Here is a 20,876-nt window from a genome sequence, read left to right as displayed (position 1 = left end):
TTCCCTCATATTGTACCTCATATGTTCAAGAAACGCTATATCTAAGAAATATTTTTTAAAGTCTAGGGTTTCCGTTACTTGAAAAAATCGTCCTAATGGCTTCATTACAAAATCTATTCCTCCATCATTCGCATTAGTACGCCCAGTTTTGTAAAGCGCAAGTGACTGTTCGTTTAATTGCTCTGGTTTCCAACCCCAATACAAAACAGTATTAGCATAATGCGCCTTTAATATAGCATAACTCACTATTTCAAATATTCTTGCATCAACATTTGGCTGTATTTGTTGCTTGATAAAATCTCTTGCTTTTTCAGCATCTTGCTCTGATATTTCAGCAAGTTTAGAAGTATAATTGATAAAGCGATCGAAAGCCGATTTTTTCGCTTCAATATAAGCATCAATTATTTCAATAATAGCAGAAGCAATATTATATTGTTCCCTACCTACTACAATATTCAAAATATTTTCATTGATCCAATATCTCTTTGTCTTTAAATCTCTTATAATTGGTTGATATTTAACATCAGGAAAAAACTTCTTAAATTCATCATTCATTCTACTATTAATTGCATGATTTTGAAGTTTTTTTCCAAAAGGAAGCTCTCTCATTCTAGTCAATAGTTCTGTATATTTTGCTCCCTCATATTCAGAATATGATGATTTAGTACGATCTGTAAAACCTTTGGCAATATAATCTTCAACAAGGACATAAATAGCATAGTGATTTGCAAAAGAGCCTCTAGATTTACTTCCTCTACTTGCAGATTTTGTTTTGTGATTTAAGTAACGGATAAGATAGCTTCTTGCAAATATTTCTTCTACAGAACCACCAAAATGTTTTTTTAAAATATCTTTGATAACCGATGTAAATTCATGCTCCATATTTAGATTGACTCCATTTTTCTTTTATTTTTACACAATCCATTTTTTCTGATATACTTTTTATTCAATGGTTTAAGTTTTTCACCATTGAATTCATCGGTAATGTTCAATCGGCGCAGGCCAATTTTAAAATAATCTTCTTGAAATTCAATACCAATACATTTTCGACCTAGACGTTGAGCAACTGCACAAGTTGTAAAAGTTCCCGCAAAAGGATCGAGGATAATATCTCCTTCATTAGAGCTTGCTTTAATAATTCTTTCCATTAATGCCTCTGGTTTTTGAGATGGATGCTCCTCATATTCATCCATCCGATAACGAACTCGAGAGAAATTCCAAACATTGCCGGGTACTTTTTTTGTATTGTAAAGCTTTGGCGTTTTACCTCTATAATCAATGAGTTTACGACGAGATCCAGTTTTTGCCTCTACAAGAATATCTTCTGTATTAAATGTATAATTTTTCTTATCTTTAACACAGAATAAAATTGGCTCCCACAGCGAGCCATAGTAGTTCTGTGCCTGCACGCCGGAACTATCATACGACCAGACAATACGAGATAGAATAGTTAACTTTTCTCGAATATATAAATCTAAATAAGGCATTGCCTGCGTACTTGTCATTATATACATTGAACCTGTTGGTTTAAGTTTTTTAATACAAATATCAATCCATTGATAACACCACTCAGCATAGTCTCGATCGCTCGGCCACTTATCATGAAAGTTAGCGAATCTTTTACCAATATTATAGGGTGGATCGACAAAAATCAGGTCAACAGAAGAATCTAGTACATAATGATCGATTATTTCTTCAGTATTCCCATATATTAACCGACAGGTTTTATTCTCAAAAATATTCATGATTTTTTGGCGTGTCACGCCAACCCTAAAAAACAACCATTCACCTCAACTTCAATAACAAGACAAGTCTGAATAATTAAAAAAATAATACTAAGAAATAAAACCAATAGCAAGAAGATCGTAATCTTTAAAAAGCATCATTTTGCGAAATTTTGTAATATTTTACTTGTCTCTAGCTCTCAAATCTTTACACTTCTGTCAGCAGTAGCAAGAAATTTGCGATCGCAGCTAATCAAACTGGGAACGCAAATTTCTTTCGATCTAGGCTAAATATAACCGAAACCATAACTCATTCAGGAGAATCAATCAACCCGGGATGATCTTGAGGTCGAGGTGCAGAGGTCGGCCAGTGAAAACGGCGATCCGAGGGAGAAATCGGGCGATCGTTAATGCTTGCTTCTCGTCGCCGCATCAGTCCGCGATCGTCAAACTCCCAGTTTTCATTTCCGTAGGCACGATACCATTGTCCGGCATCATCGTGCCATTCATACTGAAAGCGCACGGAAATCCGATTCTCACTAAAAGCCCACAATTCCTTGGTGAGGCGATAATCTAACTCTTTATCCCACTTGCGACGCAGAAAAGCGCGAATTGCTTCTCGTCCTTGGAAAATTTCCGCACGATTGCGCCAAAAACTATCTTCCGTATAGGCTAAAGAAACGCGATCGCAATCGCGACTATTCCAAGCATCTTCCGCCATGCGAACTTTAGCGATCGCAATTTCTCGATTAAAGGGAGGAATTAATTTTTGCGGCGTTGTCATTTCAGTTATCAGTTATCAGTTATCAGTTCCGATCGCTAAAGTGGGAGGTTTGAGACTTCAATTATTTTGGTCATTTTTTGTATTCCGTAGAGACGTAGAATTCTACGTCCCTACAGAGGTTATTGAATGGGGTATTACCACTTTTTGTAAGGAAGGAACTTACCGCACATCACGATTTTGACGCGATCGCCTTTGGGATCTTCCTCCTTCTCCACATCAACAGTAAAGTCGATCGCACTCATAATGCCGTCCCCAAACTTTTCGTGAACCACGGTTTTGATGGGCATTCCATAAACCTGCATCACTTCATAAAAACGATAAATTAAGGGATCTGTGGGAATTGTTGGCTCTAGAGACCCTTTCAGAGGGCATTCGGTTAAAGGTTCGATCAAATAAGGCGCAGCACCGATCGCCTCGACGATTTTAGTGGCTTCTTCCAGAGAAGCGCTAGCTTGACGATAAACCACCGATGCAATCCAAACTTCGTCATAACCCACCTTGGCCTCTAAATCTGCAAAGGTCAATCCGGCCTCTTTTTTAGCAGCCAAGAGCTTTTCGGTCGTTTCAGAAATTGCCATGTTTTAAATCCTCGTAATAAGTGAAAAAAAGTGAAAAGATGTGAGAAAAATGCAAAGATGCGAGAGAAAAATCTAGCGGCCGCGAACCCGAGACTCTTCAACCGCACGAGTCTCGCGGAAAAGATGGCTTTCCATCTCTGCCTTTAAGTCATGGTATGCCGGATGGAGATCCAAGGTTTCGCGGTTGCGAGGACGCGGGAAAGGCACTTCCAGAATCTCGTCAATTCGTGCTGCGGGTCCTCGGGTCATCATGACAATGCGATCGGAAAGGAGTAATGCCTCTTCAATACTATGCGTAATCATAATGACAGTCTTGCGTTGCTGCTCCCAAATCCGCTCGACCTCATCTTGGAGAAATCCCCGGGTGAGAGCATCCAATGCGCCAAAGGGTTCATCCATGAGGAGGATTTGCGGGTTAATCGCCAAAGCGCGGGCAATTCCCACCCTCTGGCGCATTCCGCCGGAAATTTCGTGGGGATGTTTCTTTTCGGCACCCACCAAACCCACCAATTGAATGTGTTCTTTGACAATGCGCTTGATTTCTCGCGGTGATAACTTCGGGTAGACGGTTTCGACGGCAAAGTGAATATTTTCCTCTACACTCATCCAAGGCATGAGGGCGTAGTTTTGAAAGACCATACCGCGATCGGGACCCGGACTTGCGATCGGCACGCCATTGAGCAGTATTTCACCCTCTGTCGCCGCAGAAAGTCCCGCAATCATATCGAGTAACGTTGATTTTCCGCAACCCGACGGCCCGATAATGGTCACAAAGGTATTGGGTTCAATATCCAAGCTGATATCTGCGATCGCGGTAAAATCTGCCGAAGTTTTGCGGGATAATTTGCTAAAAAAGTCTCTTTTACCCGGAAAGACTTTGGTAACATTGCGGATCGAGAGTTGAGCCGCAGGCAATACCGGCGCGGTATCCGTTGGGTGAATTGAATTCAAAGAAGCAACACTCATGAGTTTCGACCAAAAGTAACAAATTTTTCGGCGGCGGCAAAAAGACTATCTAAAATCAGCCCCACTAAGCCAATAATAAAAATAGCGACCAAAATATTAGGAATGTAGAGATTATTCCACTCATTCCAGATGAAATAACCCAGTCCCGTCCCCAAGAGCATTTCTGCCGCAACAATGACCAACCAAGCGATCCCCATGCTGATTCTCAACCCCGAAAGAATATTGGGAAGTGCCGCCGGAATAATCACTTTAAAAATCGTTCGCCATCTTGAAGCCCCAAGGGTTTTGGCAACATCGAGATAGTCTTTATTGACATTCGCGACCCCAAAAGAAGTATTAATCAGGGTCGGCCAAATGCTAGAGATGAAGATAATAAAAACGCCAGTTTGTTCGGAATCTCTAAGGATATAAAGTCCCAGAGGCAACCATGCTAAAGGAGAAATGGGTTTCAGGAGTTGGATATATGCGTTAAAACCCTTGCTCGCAACCGGGGAAATGCCAATGAGAATCCCGAGGGGAATCGCGATCGCAGAGGCTAAAACATAGCCGATCGCCACTCGGCGCAAACTAATCAGCAGATTCCAACCAATCCCCAAATCGTTCGGGCCGTTGTTGAAAAATGGGTGACTCAACCACCACCATAACTCCTGAATGGTCTTGGACGCGGTGGGCATCCCTTTGGCGAAAATCCCCGCACGCGCCCCAAGTTCCCAAAAAAGCAGAAAAACAGCCAGAGAACCGACAAAGAGGCAAAATGCACGCACATTTTCGGTAAAGAAAGAAGATTCTTGAGCAAAAGACTTTTTAGCAAGAGAAATTTTGTTAGGCGATCGATTGACTGTCATCTTAGAGACCTCCTCATCATTAAATACCGTACTCATCAATTTGTTTTTGGACGTAAGTTTCGGGATCGGTGGGATCGAAAGTATCGAATTTGAGTTTCTCCGTCCGATAGATTTCCGAGGGAGGATTTTGGTTTAACTCTCGAGCTAAATCTCGGGCGAGATCGGTTAAGAAAACCTCTTTCCCTACCGTGTCATAGCCTTTATCGGGAATCGCTTTCGGTGCCAGTCCATCTCCTTGTAAATCCCACCGGACAAGCTGAGAAGAAATCCAATTGGCAAAACTCTGCCAAGGGTAGGGATCGAAGTCAATGCGATCGGGAATGCTCAAAGTATTGCCCTTTCCATCCTCAAAATTACCTGTGAGGACGGCTTCTACGACTTCCACGGGTTGATTTAAGAAAGCCCGTGAGGAAATGGCGGCGGCGATTTCCGGACGATTACTAGGATCGCTGGCATAACTCGCAGCTTCGATAATTGACTTGTTGAGCGATCGGAAGGTTTGCGGGTGCGCTTCAATCCATTCGTCACTGGCGGCAAAGGCACAGCAAGGATGTCCCGGCCATAGGTCTTTAGTGAGTAGGTGAATAAAGCCGGCACCTTCGTATACGGCGCGTTGATTGAAAGGATCCGGCATGAGATAAGCGTCAATATCCCCAGCAATTAATTGAGCGATGCTATCGGGAGGCGGCACCGGACGGATCTGCACGTCTACATCTGGGTCAATGCCACCCGTTGCCAGATAGTACCGCAAGAGCAAATTGTGCATGGAATAGGGGAAAGGAACGCCGATGGTAAATCCCTTGAAATCCTCCGGCCCGTTGACTTTGCCCTTGTGACGTTCGGCTACGGTAATGGCTTGACCGTTGATGTTTTCAATGCTGGCTAATTTCACCCCAAAGGCACCGGAACCGAGGCCGAGGGTCATGGCAATAGGCATGGGTGCCAGCATATGGTAAGCATCGAGTTCTCCTGCGATCGCAGAATCCCGGACGGCTCCCCAACTGGGCATCTTGACAACTTGGGCATTAAATCCATATTTTTTATAGAACCCTAAAGGCTCGGACATAATAATAGGAGTTGCACAAGTGATAGGAATGAAGCCAATTCTTAAATCTGTTTTTTCTAAGCCTTCTGTATTTGCCGATTCTGTGGCCTCATTCTCCGCACTGTCAGAGCCGCGATCGCCACAACTGGCTAAACTAACGAGAGCCGCTCCAATGGTCATATTTCGCAAAAACTCCCGACGGGTGGGGTAACTATTGCGAATGGTATCGGCGAAGAAAAGTCCGGCGCGATCGCCAAATGCCGCCGCGAAAGCATTTTCTAAGCCTCCTGCTTGTTGACAGAGGGCTAAAATCAACTCTTCTCGTTTGGGATCGCCGCGCCCAACTCGCTTCAGAAACAAAGTTTTTCTCAGTTCGTAGGTATTAACTGCATCGGCGGCTCGCAGTTGATTCTCTTTATAGAGTCCCATTTTCACCAAATCATCGACTAAATCGATAGGGTCTTGGGGCATGGTGTGGATAAATTGGCCGCGATCGAAGCTGGAATGCTGTTTCCCACAAACATTACATAATGACTGTAAATTGGACAATTTTCCGGAACGACCATTGGGATTATTTAAGTGTTTTAAAGTCTGCTGTGCCGAAATTAAAGTCATAATTAATACCTACCTTAAACTAACTATCTAAACTCAACAGATCGCTAAAATTTATTGCTTTAAGATTTCCAGCAAATGTTATGGGTTACTTTATCAGGTACTCTAAAAAGAAGTCATTAGATTTTCTTTAGATAAAAATTGGATTTTTTTTAGCAATATTGAGTAGGATAGAAATTTATTGGTATTGTGTTAATTCAGATACAGATTATTTTCTCTAAACCTGAAACTCGATATCCATAACTGCCTTTTTTATTGCTTGCTGTATGAAACAAATTTTCACATCAATTGACTCGAAACGCTAAGATATTAATCTATTTCCAGCTAAATAATTGAACAGAAGTTCGATCCAACTTTTGCTCATTGCTAACTGTTAATATTTTGAGATTGATTCTTTTAATTATGGGCTAGATTGTTGTCTCCAGTTCAAAGGCGAAACCCCATGAACTTGACGGAATTGACGTGTAAAATATCCTGCATCAGGATAGCCGGATAATTCTGCAACTAGCCGTATCGATTTCGTCGTTGTCTTCAATAATTCTCGCGCTTGTGTCATGCGTCGCTCAATAATCCATTGCTTGATCGTGCGGCCGGTTTGCTTTTGTACTAAGTTGGTGAGATAGGCTGGCGAATAACCGGCTTCTCGAGCCACATCATTAAGATTGAGGGACTTGTGGTAATGAGTCTCTATGAAGTGAAAGACTTTTGCTAATTTAGGGCAATCTGGGAAAATGAAGCGATCGCTAGAGGATTGAGAAATAGTTGTATTTTTTTGCTTCCGAGGAGTAGCGAGCGCATCTTTATACAAATTTACTAAGTTTTCGTGACGCTGCAAACGAGTTGCGATCGCGGCTAAAAACTGCTCTACCGTACAAGGTTTAGTCAAGTAATCATCCGCACCCAATTCCATCCCCCGACGCAAATCCGCCATTGTCACTTTAGCTGTTAAAAAAATAAGAGGAATTGCGGCAGTTTTTTGAACGCATCGCAGTTTTGAGAGAACCGTATAACCATCTATATCCGGCATCATAATATCGCAGACAATTAAATCTGGCTGACAATTTTGAGCCAGTTCAACGCCTTCCCTGCCATTCCTAGCGCCATGTGCATGAAATCCTTCAAACTGCAAACACTTTAAAAAGATATTGCGAGTTTGAGTTTCATCCTCAATTACGAGTATCGTTTTCATAATAGATTTCGAGAATTCCTACGAGAAAAATTTCCCGAGTCTAGATATCAAAGACCGATCTTAGTTTTATGCAATACTTTTCATTAAGCTCGAATCTATGGTTTCGCGATGTAGCGCGTTATACTATTTAAAAGCAAAATCGAGAGGATGTTTGATTCAAAGTTTTCTACGATTACCTTTCCTGTATCCGCTCCAGTAAGCGAGCCAATGGTAAAGGAATTAAAGCAGTTACGTCGCCAGCATCAATTGATTCTCAATGCTGTGGGAGAAGGTGTTTACGGTCTCGATCTCAATGGTTATGTTACTTTTGTCAACCCTGCTGCTGCGGCGATGATTGATTGGTCGGTTGAAGAACTGATCGGCAAATCTATGCACGCAGTCTTACATCATTCTCATGCTGACGGGACACCCTATTGTCGCGAAGATTGCCCTATTTATGCAGCTTTTCAGGATGGTAGCACCCATCGCGTCACAACCGAGGTATTTTGGCGCAAAGATGGTACAAATTTTCCAGTTGAATATATAAGTACCCCGATGCGAGAAGAGAATGGTAGGCTGATCGGAGCCGTCGTGACATTTCGCGATATTTCTCAGCGACGTTGGGCTGAGGAAGTCTTGCAAAGAACCAATGAAGAGTTAGAACTTAAAGTTCAAGAACGCACTGCTAAACTACGACAGGCCAACCAACAATTGCAAGAATTGAGTGAGATGCGATCGCGTTTTATCTCGATGGTCTGTCACGAATTTCGCAACCCTCTCAATACGATTGCATTGTCGGCTTCTTCTCTCAAACGCTACGATTCTCAACTGACATCAGAAGAGAAGGCCGATTATCTCTTAGCCGTCAGTACCAATGTCGAGCGCATGACTCAGACAATCGACGACATTCTCATTATCGGTAAAATTGAAGCGAAGATATTAGAGGTTTCACAAAAATATCTCGATTTGGTGGGGTTTTGCCGCAGTCTACTAACAGAGTGCGAGTATTATCGTTTAAATGCGCCGATTGAGTTTGTCTGTCGCAGTCGTCAAATGATTGCTCATTGCGATGAGCGATTATTGCGCTCTATTCTCGGTAATCTCCTTTCTAATGCGCTGCGTTATACTCCTGATGGAAAAGCGATTCGTTTAAAATGTAGCAAGCGTCAAAATCGCTTAATTTTGAGCGTTCAAGATGAAGGTATCGGAATTCCTCCAGAGGACAGAGCTTACTTATTCGAGCCATTTCATCGCGGTCGTAATGTTAGTAATATTCCCGGTACCGGTTTGGGATTGAGTATTGTTAAACAGTTTGTCGAATTACAAAACGGTACGATTACGGTAAAAAGTCGAGTCGATCGAGGGACGACGTTTACAGTACGATTGCCGATGGTGTTTGAGTAAAGCGATCTCCTGAGATATATTTTTGTAAAACAGAGATAAATTCTCAAGTACATAGCTTTAGATCTGTTATTATGTGCCAAGATTAAGTTTTAATCGAATTTTCACAATGTATCGAGGTAAAGTTGAGTATGGTTAGAAAATCTTTTAAATATGCGATCGCCACATTTGTTAGTTTCATCGGATTAAGTTTAACGCATTCAGCCCAAGCTGCTGACTTAGTTTTATTCTCAGATGGCTTTGAATCAGACCTGTCGCAGTGGGTTGGAAAAAGTGGTGGCTCTCATAATGGTCAAATTGTCATAGATCCATTAAATTCTGCAAATAAAGTCTTGAATTTTACAGCACTTAATGGGGCAGGCGATGTATTCAGCGCACTTCCTCTCTTCAGCACTTCGGGAAGCTATCGTCTATCTTTTGATTATCTAGGTTTAGCTGAGTCAGGAAGTGTTCCCAATAATTTAGGTGGTTTTGCTGGGTATAGTTTTGGTTTACCGGGTCCACATACTTGGTTGGCTGGTACTTATGGGGCATCTGGTGCAGCCTCTGTCCTTGAAGATGATGGAATTTGGCATTCATATTCATTTAATTTTGAGACTCCCAATGCTATTCGGATTATGCTTGAAGATTTTGGCAGTTCTCAGGGAGTAGCAGGAGATGCTTACTTTGATAATGTGAAGTTAGAAGCAGTTGGAGTCTCAACGGATGTTCCCGAACCAGCATCTATATTGGCTTTTGGCTTTTTTGGCGGAAGTTTATTGGCTTTGCGTCGCAAAGTACACTAATACCAAATCCGCTTTGCTAAAGCGATTGGTTTTATTTCTTTCTGCTATTTTTTAGCTTCAAGATGTTGGCGATCGCATTCATCTTTAACGCGAAGCGATCGCACGATTTCTTCTCTTACTTTTCCCGACTTGAACTTGACAGCAGAGCAAGTATTGAGAGCAGGTCGATAAAACAACTCAACAAGCGAATATTGTAGACTGTAAAAATTGACATAGACTTCGCAGATAAAATATGCTAAACTAAAGTTTTAAATATCTAAATTAAAGAGTATGACTACGATACTCGCTCAAAAACTAACACTAGAAGAATTTCTGAAGTTACCCAATCTTGAAACATCTCCTGCTTGGGAATATGTAGCAGGTGATGCAATTCAGAAACCGATGCCTAAATTTCGACATTCCGTTTTGCAAAAGCGACTGTTAGATGAACTACACGCTCCAAACTATCTGACTTTACCCGAGCTTCGTTGTACTTTTGGAGGTCGTTCAATCGTTCCAGATGTTGTCGTCTTGTCCTTGAATAAGATTCAACTCAATCAACTTGATGAACCAGAAGATAATTTTACGCAAGCACCAGACTGGTCTATTGAAATTCTGTCACCCGACCAAAGTACAAATCGAGTCATTGATAATCTTTTGTATTGTCTTTGTCATGGAAGCCAATTAGGATGGTTAATCGATCCAAACGATCGCTCCATACTCATTTTAACGCCCCAACAAAAAATAGAAGTTTGTCGAGGCGATCGCAAACTGCAAGTGCTATCGGATATCAACTTACAACTTACGGCACAAGAAGTTTTTAACTGGCTAAAGTTAGGTAAAAAAGATTAAGGCATCGATCGCCAATCTTTTATTTCATCGTGCAGATTTCCTGCGACAACCAAACGGCGATCGCGATATTCAGTTTCGGCAATCGCACCCTCACCCAAGAAAAAGAAAAGAGCAAATTGCGCCGCGATCGCCAAAAACAAGAAAATTGCAAGATTTTGTTTCATAGGATTTACGATTTTTCGCAGAATGAGAGATAATAAAAAGGTTATTTCATCGAGATTATGCGATCGCCATGCCAACAGTCACCCTAAACGGAACAATTCTCGCTCAAAGCGACAACTGCGAACAAGTTGAAGGAAATTATTATTTTCCTCCCGATGCCATTAATAAAGACTATTTTACTGAAAGTAACACTCATACCACTTGTCCTTGGAAAGGACTGGCCAGCTATTATAACCTTGTTGTTGATGGCAATGAGATTAAAGATGCCGCTTGGTATTATCCTCAAACCAAAGAAAGAGCAAAAAATATAGAAGGTTATGTCGCTTTCTATCGTAATAAAGTTTCTATCGAATCCTAGACGTAGCATGCTACATCCCTACAGGGATCTGGTAACTGATAATCGATAACTGACAACTATAATGCCTATTCGTATCCTCTTACAAACAACGCTCTTAGCAACAGCAGAAGACGATTGGACGATCGCGAACTTTTCTATCTTGCAGGATTATTTGGCTTCCCTTAAAGATAGCGAAGGAAATATCTTATGCGAAATTACCGCCCGCGATCGCGAACCCGATCGTAACGGTAACGATCCCATTTTGAGCAATTTAGATCGCGAAAACTTTGACGAACTTTGGCTCTTTGCCTTAGATGTCGGCGAAGGTTTAAGCGACAAAGATAGCCAAGGAATTATTCGCTTTCACCAACAAGGAGGCGGTATTCTCAGCACGCGAGATCATCAAGATATGGGTCTTTCCATGCGGGCTTTACCTGAAATCGGTTGTTATCATTATTTTCATACTCAGCAACAAGATCCCGACGAGTCTCGCTGCTGTCCCGATGATACAGAAACATCCTATATTTCCTTTCCCAACTATCATTCGGGACGCAATGGGGACTATCAAGAAATTACCGCGATCGCGCCCATTCACGAACTCCTTAAAAATCCCGATACAGGAGAAACACTTCAGTATTTTCCTTCGCATCCTCACGAAGGTGGTGTTGGCGTTTCTGTTAATAGAAATGATGCCCGAGGGATCGCCACAGGAACGAGTAAAATAAGCGGACGTTCTTTTAATTTAGTGGTTGCTGCCGAATCTTTAACCGATGAAATAGGAAATAAATGGGGGAGAGTCATTGCCCAATCTACTTTTCACCACTTTGTCGATTATAATTTTGACTGCGATCGCAGTTGTCCCAGTTTTGTAGACGAACCCCCCGGAGATAAGCTCAAAAATAATCCCAAAGCCTTACAAGATATTCAAACATATATTAAGAATGTAGCATTGTGGCTTTATCACTAAAAGATTGGCAATTACCAATCTAGAAAAAGTTTAAAAAAATTTCGCCTTTATTCTTCATCTTGCCATTCCAATTTACGACGCAACAGATAATGGCGTAAGCCTTCAGAAAGTTGTGTATCATTAGAAGCTGTCCTCGCCCCGGCTTCGGCTGCCCAACGCCTTAAGGCTTCAATCGGTTTTCGAGCGATCGCGGCGAGAGGAACCGTTTCTTCAATAGCGTGAATAATATCATTCGTGGCAAAATCCCGGCGCTGTCCTTCAGTAAGATCGCTAAAAGCATAGTGCATCCCATCAAAAATTGCCTGTTCGATTTCCGCCCCACTAAATTCTTTAGATTGTTTTGCCAATAACTCGATATCAAACTCTCGAATTCGAGAAGGACGCAACTTACGTAAATGAACTTTAAAAATATCTTCTCGTTCTTTTTGCGTGGGTAACGTTAAAAAGAAGATTTCATCAAAACGACCTTTTCGCAATAATTCAGCCGGTAAAATGTTGACATTATTCGCCGTGGCAACAATAAAAACAGGCGTTGTTTTTTCCTGCATCCAAGTAATTAAAGAACCAAAGACTCGCCGAGATGTCCCCGAGTCCCCATCAGCCCCTGATGTTAAATTCCCGAATGCCTTGTCAATTTCATCGATCCATACCACGCAGGGCGCGATCGCCTCACTAATTTCGATCGCCTGCCGCACGCGGCTCTCACTTTCTCCGACTAACCCTCCGAATAAACGCCCCATATCCAACCGCAGCAATGGTAAACGCCACTCGCAAGCGATCGTTTTCGCCGAGAGCGATTTTCCCGTCCCCTGTATGCCCACCAATAATACGCCCTTGGGATTGGGGATACCATACATCCTCGCTTCTTCCGTAAATGTATCCTTTCGCATTCGCACCCATCGCTTTAAATTATCTAAACCGCCGACACTTTTTAACGATTCTCGAGAGGTAAAAAACTCTAAAATTCCCGTTTGGCGAATGGCTTGTTTTTTCTCTTCCAATACTCCATCGATCGCAGTTTCATCGATCTTATCTTTAGCAAGTAGGGCTTTGTTCAAAACTCGCTCAATGCGAGTTCGACTCAACCCCTGACAGGCTTTAGCTAATTGTTCCTGTGCTAGTCCTGTGATTTGCAATTGTTGGGGATTAATCTTACTTTCAATCAGGCGATTGATTTCTTCAAGATCGGGCAACGGCAGATCGATCGCAGTGATATTTTCACTTAACTCTGCCGGAACTTCTAAAACGTGACTGACGATTGTGAGAGTATGAGGAGTGTGCTTGAGATCTACTGCCAGATTTTTCAGTTCTCGAACCACAGGAGCATTTTGAGGATGTTGCGGATATCGTAAAATAAAGTGAATATCCTTGAGAACAAAAATTCTCGGTTCGGTTTTTTCCTGTCGGCGAATGCGCTCTAATGCTCCCATAACAGAGTTGCGATTGGCATTATTATCCTCCCAGCCTCTCACTAAATCCCAAGCTAAAACTTGATGATCTGGTGATAACAATCCCGCAACCCGCTCGAGAATATTCAGAATTGGCGTTTCTTCGACAGCAACCAGATAAAGAAGAGGATAACGCGCTCGAATGACGAGACTAATTTCATCAATGAGATGTTGATGCGCCCGAGAAAATTTATCATTGCTCTCTTGAGATGCGATCGCATTTGCCGTCATAATTATTGGAAAAATGCCAAACTTCTTTATTATAATCGATTTTGCGCTTTTTGACCCTTGCCAAATCAGAGAAAAAAGTAGAAAAATGTTTATTATTTTATGGCGATCGCTGGGGAGCAAATCTTATACGATGAAGTGAAGTTCACTTAATATCTCTTGTTTTTTTGACAACAAGCCATAAATTCAATTATCTTGTTAGTGAAAAAAATATAACTGATTTTAAATGCTATTTCGTCAGCTTGAAAACTCTCTATTAACACATTTTGAATATTTATTGGCGATCGAAAACTTCATTAACGGGACAGAAAAATTATGGTTTTAACGTCTCTATCTGGCAATATCAGAATACTTTTAATTGAAAGCGATCGAGACAGTATTGCTCTCCTTGAAGATGTGTTTTTGGCAATTGAAAGAGAAACTGAGTTCTCAATTTCTTGCCACAACTCGCAATCTTTATTTCAAGCTCGAAAATACCTACAAAATAGAGATGGTTTTGATGTTATTTTACTCGATCTCTTTCTCAAAAATAGTCAAGGCATTGAAACCTTAAAGGAAATCAAAAAGTGGAGTTTTGATTTACCAATTATTATTTTAGGAAACGAAAAAACAGAACAACTATATCGTCAAGTGTTAGAAGCTGGAGCGCAGGATTACTTAATCAAAAACCAAGTCGGAAGCCAGCTTTTAATTCGTTCTCTAACTTATGCAATTGAGCGACAAAAAGCGCAAAATGCGCTACTAAAAAGCGAAGAAAAATACCGTTTAGTTCTTAACTCGATTAAAGAAGTTATTTTTCAAATCGATCTATCGGGAACTTGGTTATTGTTAAATTCTGCTTGGACTGATATTACTGGATTTTCCATTGAGGAAACTTTAGGCAAAACTGCGATCGCTTATATTCATCCCGATGATATTTTTCAGCATGAGGAAGAATTCAAAGCGTTAATATCGGGACGGAAAACCAAAGCAATCTATAATTTGCGATGCTCTTGTTTTAAAGGCGATCGCTATTGCCATCTCAAAATTACTGCTGCTCCGACTTTATTACCGAATGGAAAAATCTCTGGAATTTCTGGAACTTTTGAAGATTTAACCGATTACCAACAACAAAAAGAACAATTAAAAACGATTAACTCACAACTCGATCGCTTGGCGCAAAATGTTCCCGGTACCATTTATCAGCTTCGCCAGTCTAAGCGAGGAGAATGGAGTTTTCTGTATATTTCTCAAGGATGTCAGATTTTGTTTGAGATCGATCCCAATAAAATTATAGAGAACGCAAAAATACTCTTTGATTTATTCATTTTAGACGATCGCGATCGCTTCCTTAAAACCCTGAAAAATAGCGCCAAATCTTTACAACCTTGGGAGTTGGAGTTTTGCATTCATACCTCGTCGGGAAAACAGAAATGGTTAAAAGGAGTTGCTCAACCTGAAAAACAAAAGAATGGTGATATCATTTGGGATGGAATTATTGTTGATATCACACCACTTAAACAAACAGAAAATGCTTTATTACAACAACAAGAACTCCTCCTGAAAATCATTCAAACTTCTCCGAATGCTTGGTATTTTTATGATTTTGAAAACCAAGAATATCTCTATCTTAATCAATGTCTGATTCATATGTTGGGATATTCTGCTGAAGAATTTTATGAGCAGATATCCAAAGTTCATTTTCAATTAATGCATCCAGACGATCTCAAACAATTAGAGATTTATTTTGAACAGTTGGCAAATGGGAAAGATGGAGAAACTTTTACGATCGAATATAGAATGCGCCATCATCATAATGGAAACTGGCACTGGTTTCTCAGTCGAGATATTATCTTTTCTCGTGCGGAAAATGAACAACCCAAGCAGATTTTAGGAACGATGATTGATATTAATGAGTTAAAAGAAATTGAAGGTCAATTACAAGAACATCAAAATCGCTTGCAATTAGCATTGGAAAATAGTAATTTAGGTTTATGGGATTGGAATTTACAAACAGACGAGGTTTTTTATGATAAACAATGGAAGCAATTAATTGGATATCGAGAAGAAGAACTTGAAGGCAATATTTCTACTTTTGAAAAATTAGTTCATCCTGAAGATTTACCAAAAGTATTTAGTACGCTTAAAAATCATTTAAAAAGTGATTTTGCAGATCGTACCGTACAAGTTGATTTGCGAATGCGGACCAAACAAGAAGAGTGGAGATGGTTTGTTTCTCAAGGAAAAGTTACCGCTTGGGATGAAGCAGGAAGCCCCTTGCAAATGCTGGGAATGACTAAAGATATTAGCGATCGCAAACAAACAGAATTAGAATTGCGTCTTTTATTAGCAGCCGCCCGAGCCATTAACCGCGCTCGGGATTTTCAAGATGCGATCGCTATGATTTTACCTTTATTTGGTCAGACGATTAATTGGGATGTTGCCGAAGCATGGATTCCCATCGATCGAGGTGAAAACTTACAATACGTGCGCGGAGGATATGCCAGTCAAACAAAATTACAAGAGTTTCTCGATCGCTCCCGAGCCATCGATCGCGTTCCGAACATTGGTTTTGCAGGCAAAATTTATCATTCTCAAAAACCAGAATGGATTGAAGATATTCTCTCTGCTAGCGAAGAGAGTTTTTATCGTCGAAAAATAGCAGAAACAGTAGGTTTAAGAGCTTGTTTTGGGATTCCTATTCTCAAAAGAAAGCGCGTTTTAGCAATTTTAATATTTTTCAAAACAATCCCTTTAATCTGTGATTTACACTTGGTCGATTTGGTGAATGTCGTCGCAGCCCAACTCGGAGAATTTATGCAGCGAAAACGAGTAGAAGAGCGAGCATTAAATAAGAGCAAACAACTGCGACAAGCCCTCCACCAACTCAAACGCTCTCAAGCCCAAGCCATTCATAATGAAAAAATGACTGCCCTCGGGCAATTAGTTGCAGGAATTGCTCATGAAATCAATAATCCAATTAGTTTTATTTACGGCAATATTGCCCCAGCTTTAGACTATGCAGAGGAATTATTAGAACTGATTCATCTTTATCAAAAATATTATCCTCGCCCTGTTGCCGAAATCGAAGCCGCGATCGCCGATCTCGATCTTGAATTTATGGCAACAGATTTTCTGAAACTTTTAGAATCCATGAAAACGGGAGCCAACCGCATTCGCGAAATTATCAAATCTCTGAGAAATTTTTCGCGCTTAGATGAATCCGATCGCAAATGTGCCGATCTTCATGAAGGCTTGAATAATACCTTAATGTTATTGCAACATCGCCTCAAAGAAAATAGCGATCGCCCGGAAATTCAAGTCGTGAAAAACTTTGCTTCTCTTCCCGCTATTGAATGTTATCCTGGAGATATTAATCAGGTTTTTATGAATTTGTTGGCCAATGCGATCGATGCCCTCGAAGAAAAATGCTTACAGGGGGTACAATTTATGCCGACGCTAACTTTAAGTACCGAACTCGGTCAGTATCGCGATAGCCAACAAACTTATATTCGCATCCATCTTGCCGATAATGGAGCAGGAATTTCACAGCATCTCCAGTCGCGTATTTTCGATCCTTTTTTTACCACGAAAAGTATTGGCAAAGGGACGGGATTGGGATTAACGACTAGCCACGATATTATTGTAGAAAAACATGGCGGTAGATTGTATTGTGCCTCAGAAGTAGGCAAAGGAACCGAATTTGCGATCGAACTCCCTTTTCAATAAACCATTATTAACGATCGATGTTGAATCAAATTAAGACTCTTGCGGAAACACTAGCCTCTCGGTTGATTGAAATTCGCCGTCACATTCACGCTCACCCCGAGTTGAGCGGCCAAGAGTACCAAACGGCGGCTTATATTGCTGGGGTGCTGTCTTCTTGCGGGTTGCACGTTGAAGAAGCAGTCGGGAAAACCGGGGTTGTAGGGGAATTAGTCGGACAGGGAAAAAGCGATCGCCGGCTGGCCATTCGCACGGATATGGACGCTCTCCCCATCACTGAGGTGACCAATCTCGATTTTGCCTCCCGCAAACCCGGGGTTATGCACGCTTGCGGTCACGATATTCATTCGACTCTTGGTTTGGGGACAGCAATGATTCTCTCACAATTACGAGAACATTTGCCCGGAGACGTGCGTTTTCTCTTTCAACCCGCCGAAGAAATCGCTCAGGGGGCAGGCTGGATGGTGCGAGATGGAGCAATGCGAGATGTGAGTAATATTTTAGGCGTTCATGTTTTCCCCTCTATTCCTGCCCGCTCTATTGGCATTCGCTACGGGGCATTGACGGCGGCGGCGGACGATCTGGAAATCTTTATTCAAGGGGAGTCGGGCCATGGGGCGCGACCTCACGAAGCAAAGGATGCCATCTGGATCGCCGCTCAAATTATTACTACCCTCCAACAAGCCATCAGTCGCACGCAAAATCCTCTGCGTCCTATTGTCCTCACTTTTGGTCAAATTAGTGGCGGTAGAGCGCCAAATGTGATTGCCGATCAAGTCCGTTTGGCGGGTACCGTGCGATCGCTTCACCCGGAAACCTACGAGAATTTACCCCAATGGATCGAGGGGATCATCGCCAGTATTTGTGGCACTTATGGGGCAAAATACGAGATGAATTATAACCGTCGGGTGCCTTCGGTACAGAATGATGGAGTGATGACCCAATTGCTGGAAGAATCTGCACGAGAAGCATGGGGAAGCGATCGCGTCCAACGCATCCCGGAACCTTCCCTAGGGGCGGAAGATTTCTCTCTTTATTTAGAACACGCCCCCGGGAGTATGTTTCGTTTGGGGGTGGGAATGCCGGGTAAACCCAATCATCCCTTACACCATCCCGCTTTTGAAGCTGATGAGGAAGCGATCGTTACGGGAGTTGTTACCTTGGCTTATGCTGCATTTAAGTATTGGGATTTGGAACATTGACATACTCTCACCGCTAAACCCTTGAGCGTTCTAACAAAACGATCGCAACTTTTACTTCATCGCTGTATTAGGATGGAAAATCACGCGCGATCTCTGCACTCTGCTGGCGATCGCTCCTAAACATAGAAACCACAAACTTGACTCTCTACAAGATTTTCAGCGATCGCCTTGCTTAGTATCCCACTAAGATTTATCAGAAAACATTTCGTTTTGTAAACAGAACTGGACATTTGTGAAGGTTTTGGGCTACCTTCAGACACGGAAACATAAGTTGCTCAAATCAAGAGAATTAATATCTTTGATGCAAAGATATCTCTGAAAAAAGTAACCAAGTTCTTCGTTACAAACACTGTCCTTAGTTGTATTTTCCTCATCATTATTGATGAAGGTAATCAATATCTGCAAGATCTACGCATACAGACAAGATTCTCAATATCTAGACTCTCATTAAAAGAATTGAGAAAGTCAATGCGTAAGTCTTAACTTTGTGCTGTTTGATAATTAAAAAAGGAAAGTCTTTCATGTTCGACCTAACTCGCCATCGTTTACTCAAGATGGTAGCCAGCCTCTGGCTGAGTTTTGTACTTCTGTTCGCATCAGGTGTTGCACCAGCCTTGGCACTGGTGGACTCCAATTCCGCCTATATCGACGAAATTATTGCTCAGGTTCCCACTGGCGATCGCTGGTTGCAGCATCTCGAAGAGGATTTATTACCCTTCTGGGACATGGAGACTGCCTACGGCGATCCCATCGGCAACTATCCTACCTATCGTTGTAACGACGGCTCTTTGTACGATGAGAGCAATCCTTGTCCGGAACTAGCCAACCCCGTTAACGGCATCGTCAAACTCGAACGCGAATATTTCCGCGCCAAATCTCGCCAAGTTTTTGCTTATGGTGTTGCTTACCATCTTTCCGGAGATACCAAGTACCTAGAGCTAGCAAAAGCGGGTGCCGATTCCTTAATTGAGAATGCTTTAGCACCAGAAGGTGGCGCTTATACCTATACCATAGATGGCGTTCCCGGACCCGAAGAAGCTCAACGCATTAGTCAAGATATGGCCTATGTCGTTGCCGGTTTGGGATTTTACTATTATCTCACCCGCGATCCCGAAATTTTAACTCATGTCATCGATCTCAAAAACTACATTTTTGATACCTACTTCGATGAAGAATGGGGTTTACTCGCTTGGGCCCACGATGATTACCTCGATTACACCAACCCCGACGGAGTCGAGGAATGGGTTTACAGTAATCAACGAGAATTAGTCTCTCAACTCGACCAAGTTTACGGCTATATGTTGTTACTGGCTCCCACTTTACCGGAACCCTACCAAACCGAATGGAAAGAGGACTTGGTAGAGTTAGCCACTATCATGAGCGAGCAGTTCTATTCCCCCGATAAGAACCTGTTCTTCGGAGCCATTACCGATCCCGAAAAACAACAATTAGAAACCGATCATACAGATTTTGGTCACTCGATTAAAACCTTGTGGCTGATCTATGAAATCGGCAAGTTAACCGGACATTACGAACTGACTGCCTTTGCTCAAGAAAAAATTCCTTTAATCTTAGAAGAGGCCTATCTTGCTGATGGAACTTGGGCACGACGACCCAATAAAGATGGCTCTATCGATACGGATAAAGAGTGGTGGATTCTGGCAGAATTGGATCAAACTACGGCAACTTTGAGTTTGCGGGATCCTTCCTATGCCGAATATTTGCCGACCACCTACGCTTACTGGTTCGAGACGATGGTGGACCACGTTCACGGTGGCATTTGGCACTGGGTTGATTCTTTAACGGATCTTCCCGATATTCAATTCCCCAAACAGCACTCGTGGAAAAATGCGTTCCACTCCTTCGAGCACGATCTCGTGGGTTATATCACCGGACAAGCCATTCATAATGAGCCTGTCACGTTGTTCTATGCCTTTATGGATATGCCTGAAGCAGTGGAAATTCGTCCTTATTTGTTTGCGGCTAAAGTTGACTCCATCAAACAACCGCGAATTCGCTTACCCATTCCGGGTTTGGTGAAAACAATCGTGACGTTTGTTGACGTGCGCTAAACATTAACCCTTGTAG

19 protein-coding genes are annotated in these 20,876 nt (G+C 41.9%); 8 read left to right on the top strand and 11 right to left on the bottom strand.

Features of this window, described 5'->3' with window-relative positions:
• The 8 genes from AC6RV6_RS18230 to AC6RV6_RS18195 form a co-directional block, all read right to left on the bottom strand.
• The coding region (locus AC6RV6_RS18230; protein WP_500242301.1) for a restriction endonuclease at positions 1-882 on the bottom strand (882 nt) is incomplete at its 3' end.
• 2 nt (positions 883-884) lie between these two features.
• Positions 885-1,745 carry an adenine-specific DNA-methyltransferase gene (gene yhdJ / locus AC6RV6_RS18225; RefSeq protein ID WP_500242300.1) on the bottom strand — a complete coding sequence of 287 codons (861 nt, stop codon included), beginning with the start codon at positions 1,743-1,745 and terminating at the stop codon, positions 885-887.
• Positions 1,746-2,034: 289 nt separating this feature from the next.
• The gene (locus AC6RV6_RS18220) at positions 2,035-2,508 is read right to left on the bottom strand and encodes a nuclear transport factor 2 family protein (protein WP_500242299.1); all 474 of its coding nucleotides are present in this window, start codon (positions 2,506-2,508) and stop codon (positions 2,035-2,037) included.
• Positions 2,509-2,642: 134 nt separating this feature from the next.
• Positions 2,643-3,086, bottom strand: coding sequence for a cyanase (gene cynS, locus AC6RV6_RS18215; RefSeq protein ID WP_500242298.1), 444 nt, complete (start codon positions 3,084-3,086; stop codon positions 2,643-2,645).
• Positions 3,087-3,158: 72 nt separating this feature from the next.
• Positions 3,159-4,052, bottom strand: coding sequence for an ABC transporter ATP-binding protein (locus AC6RV6_RS18210; protein ID WP_500242297.1), 894 nt, complete (start codon positions 4,050-4,052; stop codon positions 3,159-3,161).
• Entirely contained in the window at positions 4,049-4,933 is an 885-nt protein-coding gene (gene ntrB / locus AC6RV6_RS18205; protein ID WP_500242296.1) for a nitrate ABC transporter permease, read from the bottom strand. The genes AC6RV6_RS18210 and ntrB overlap by 4 nt, the downstream gene beginning before the upstream one ends.
• Positions 4,917-6,557, bottom strand: coding sequence for an ABC transporter substrate-binding protein (locus AC6RV6_RS18200; protein ID WP_500242295.1), 1,641 nt, complete (start codon positions 6,555-6,557; stop codon positions 4,917-4,919). The genes ntrB and AC6RV6_RS18200 overlap by 17 nt, the downstream gene beginning before the upstream one ends.
• Positions 6,558-6,954: 397 nt before the next feature.
• Positions 6,955-7,743, bottom strand: coding sequence for a response regulator transcription factor (locus AC6RV6_RS18195; RefSeq protein ID WP_500242294.1), 789 nt, complete (start codon positions 7,741-7,743; stop codon positions 6,955-6,957).
• Between the two features lie 207 nt (positions 7,744-7,950).
• On the opposite strand from AC6RV6_RS18195, the gene AC6RV6_RS18190 reads away from it, so the two are divergent.
• Both AC6RV6_RS18190 and AC6RV6_RS18185 read left to right on the top strand, forming a co-directional pair.
• Complete coding sequence (locus tag AC6RV6_RS18190; RefSeq protein WP_500242293.1) at positions 7,951-9,126, top strand: PAS domain-containing sensor histidine kinase; 1,176 nt, start codon at positions 7,951-7,953, stop codon at positions 9,124-9,126.
• A gap of 128 nt (positions 9,127-9,254) precedes the next feature.
• Positions 9,255-9,908, top strand: coding sequence for a PEP-CTERM sorting domain-containing protein (locus tag AC6RV6_RS18185; RefSeq protein WP_500242292.1), 654 nt, complete (start codon positions 9,255-9,257; stop codon positions 9,906-9,908).
• 44 nt (positions 9,909-9,952) lie between these two features.
• Here the strand turns inward: AC6RV6_RS18185 and AC6RV6_RS18180 are convergent, their stop codons facing one another.
• The gene (locus AC6RV6_RS18180) at positions 9,953-10,084 is read right to left on the bottom strand and encodes a hypothetical protein (RefSeq protein WP_500242291.1); all 132 of its coding nucleotides are present in this window, start codon (positions 10,082-10,084) and stop codon (positions 9,953-9,955) included.
• Between the two features lie 94 nt (positions 10,085-10,178).
• Between AC6RV6_RS18180 and AC6RV6_RS18175 the strand changes: the two genes are divergently transcribed.
• Complete coding sequence (locus tag AC6RV6_RS18175) at positions 10,179-10,739, top strand: Uma2 family endonuclease (protein WP_500242290.1); 561 nt, start codon at positions 10,179-10,181, stop codon at positions 10,737-10,739.
• Here AC6RV6_RS18175 and AC6RV6_RS18170 read toward each other — a convergent pair.
• Positions 10,736-10,903 (bottom strand): hypothetical protein, encoded by a 168-nt coding sequence (locus AC6RV6_RS18170; RefSeq protein ID WP_500242289.1) that lies wholly within the window; start codon positions 10,901-10,903, stop codon positions 10,736-10,738. The two genes, AC6RV6_RS18175 and AC6RV6_RS18170, sit on opposite strands and share 4 nt — an antisense overlap.
• A 68-nt stretch (positions 10,904-10,971) precedes the next feature.
• Here AC6RV6_RS18170 and AC6RV6_RS18165 point away from each other — a divergent pair, with 68 nt between their 5' ends.
• Entirely contained in the window at positions 10,972-11,259 is a 288-nt protein-coding gene (locus AC6RV6_RS18165) for a DUF427 domain-containing protein (protein WP_500242288.1), read from the top strand.
• A gap of 61 nt (positions 11,260-11,320) precedes the next feature.
• On the top strand, positions 11,321-12,205 hold the full coding sequence (locus tag AC6RV6_RS18160) for a hypothetical protein (RefSeq protein ID WP_500242287.1): 885 nt from the start codon (positions 11,321-11,323) through the stop codon (positions 12,203-12,205).
• A 47-nt stretch (positions 12,206-12,252) separates the two neighbouring features.
• Here AC6RV6_RS18160 and AC6RV6_RS18155 read toward each other — a convergent pair whose 3' ends face one another.
• On the bottom strand, positions 12,253-13,884 hold the full coding sequence (locus AC6RV6_RS18155; RefSeq protein ID WP_500242286.1) for a Ycf46 family AAA ATPase: 1,632 nt from the start codon (positions 13,882-13,884) through the stop codon (positions 12,253-12,255).
• A 312-nt stretch (positions 13,885-14,196) separates the two neighbouring features.
• Between AC6RV6_RS18155 and AC6RV6_RS18150 the strand changes: the two genes are divergently transcribed.
• From AC6RV6_RS18150 to AC6RV6_RS18140, 3 genes are all read left to right on the top strand, one after another.
• Complete coding sequence (locus AC6RV6_RS18150; protein WP_500242285.1) at positions 14,197-17,589, top strand: PAS domain-containing protein; 3,393 nt, start codon at positions 14,197-14,199, stop codon at positions 17,587-17,589.
• A gap of 17 nt (positions 17,590-17,606) precedes the next feature.
• Positions 17,607-18,788 carry a M20 family metallopeptidase gene (locus tag AC6RV6_RS18145; RefSeq protein WP_500242284.1) on the top strand — a complete coding sequence of 394 codons (1,182 nt, stop codon included), beginning with the start codon at positions 17,607-17,609 and terminating at the stop codon, positions 18,786-18,788.
• A 521-nt stretch (positions 18,789-19,309) separates the two neighbouring features.
• Positions 19,310-20,860, top strand: a complete 1,551-nt coding sequence (locus AC6RV6_RS18140) for an AGE family epimerase/isomerase (RefSeq protein WP_500242283.1) — start codon at positions 19,310-19,312, stop codon at positions 20,858-20,860.
• Positions 20,861-20,876 lie beyond the last annotated feature (16 nt).

This window comes from Spirulina sp. LEGE 11439 (genome assembly GCF_059821285.1).
This window is presented reverse-complemented; position numbering and strand designations above follow the sequence as displayed.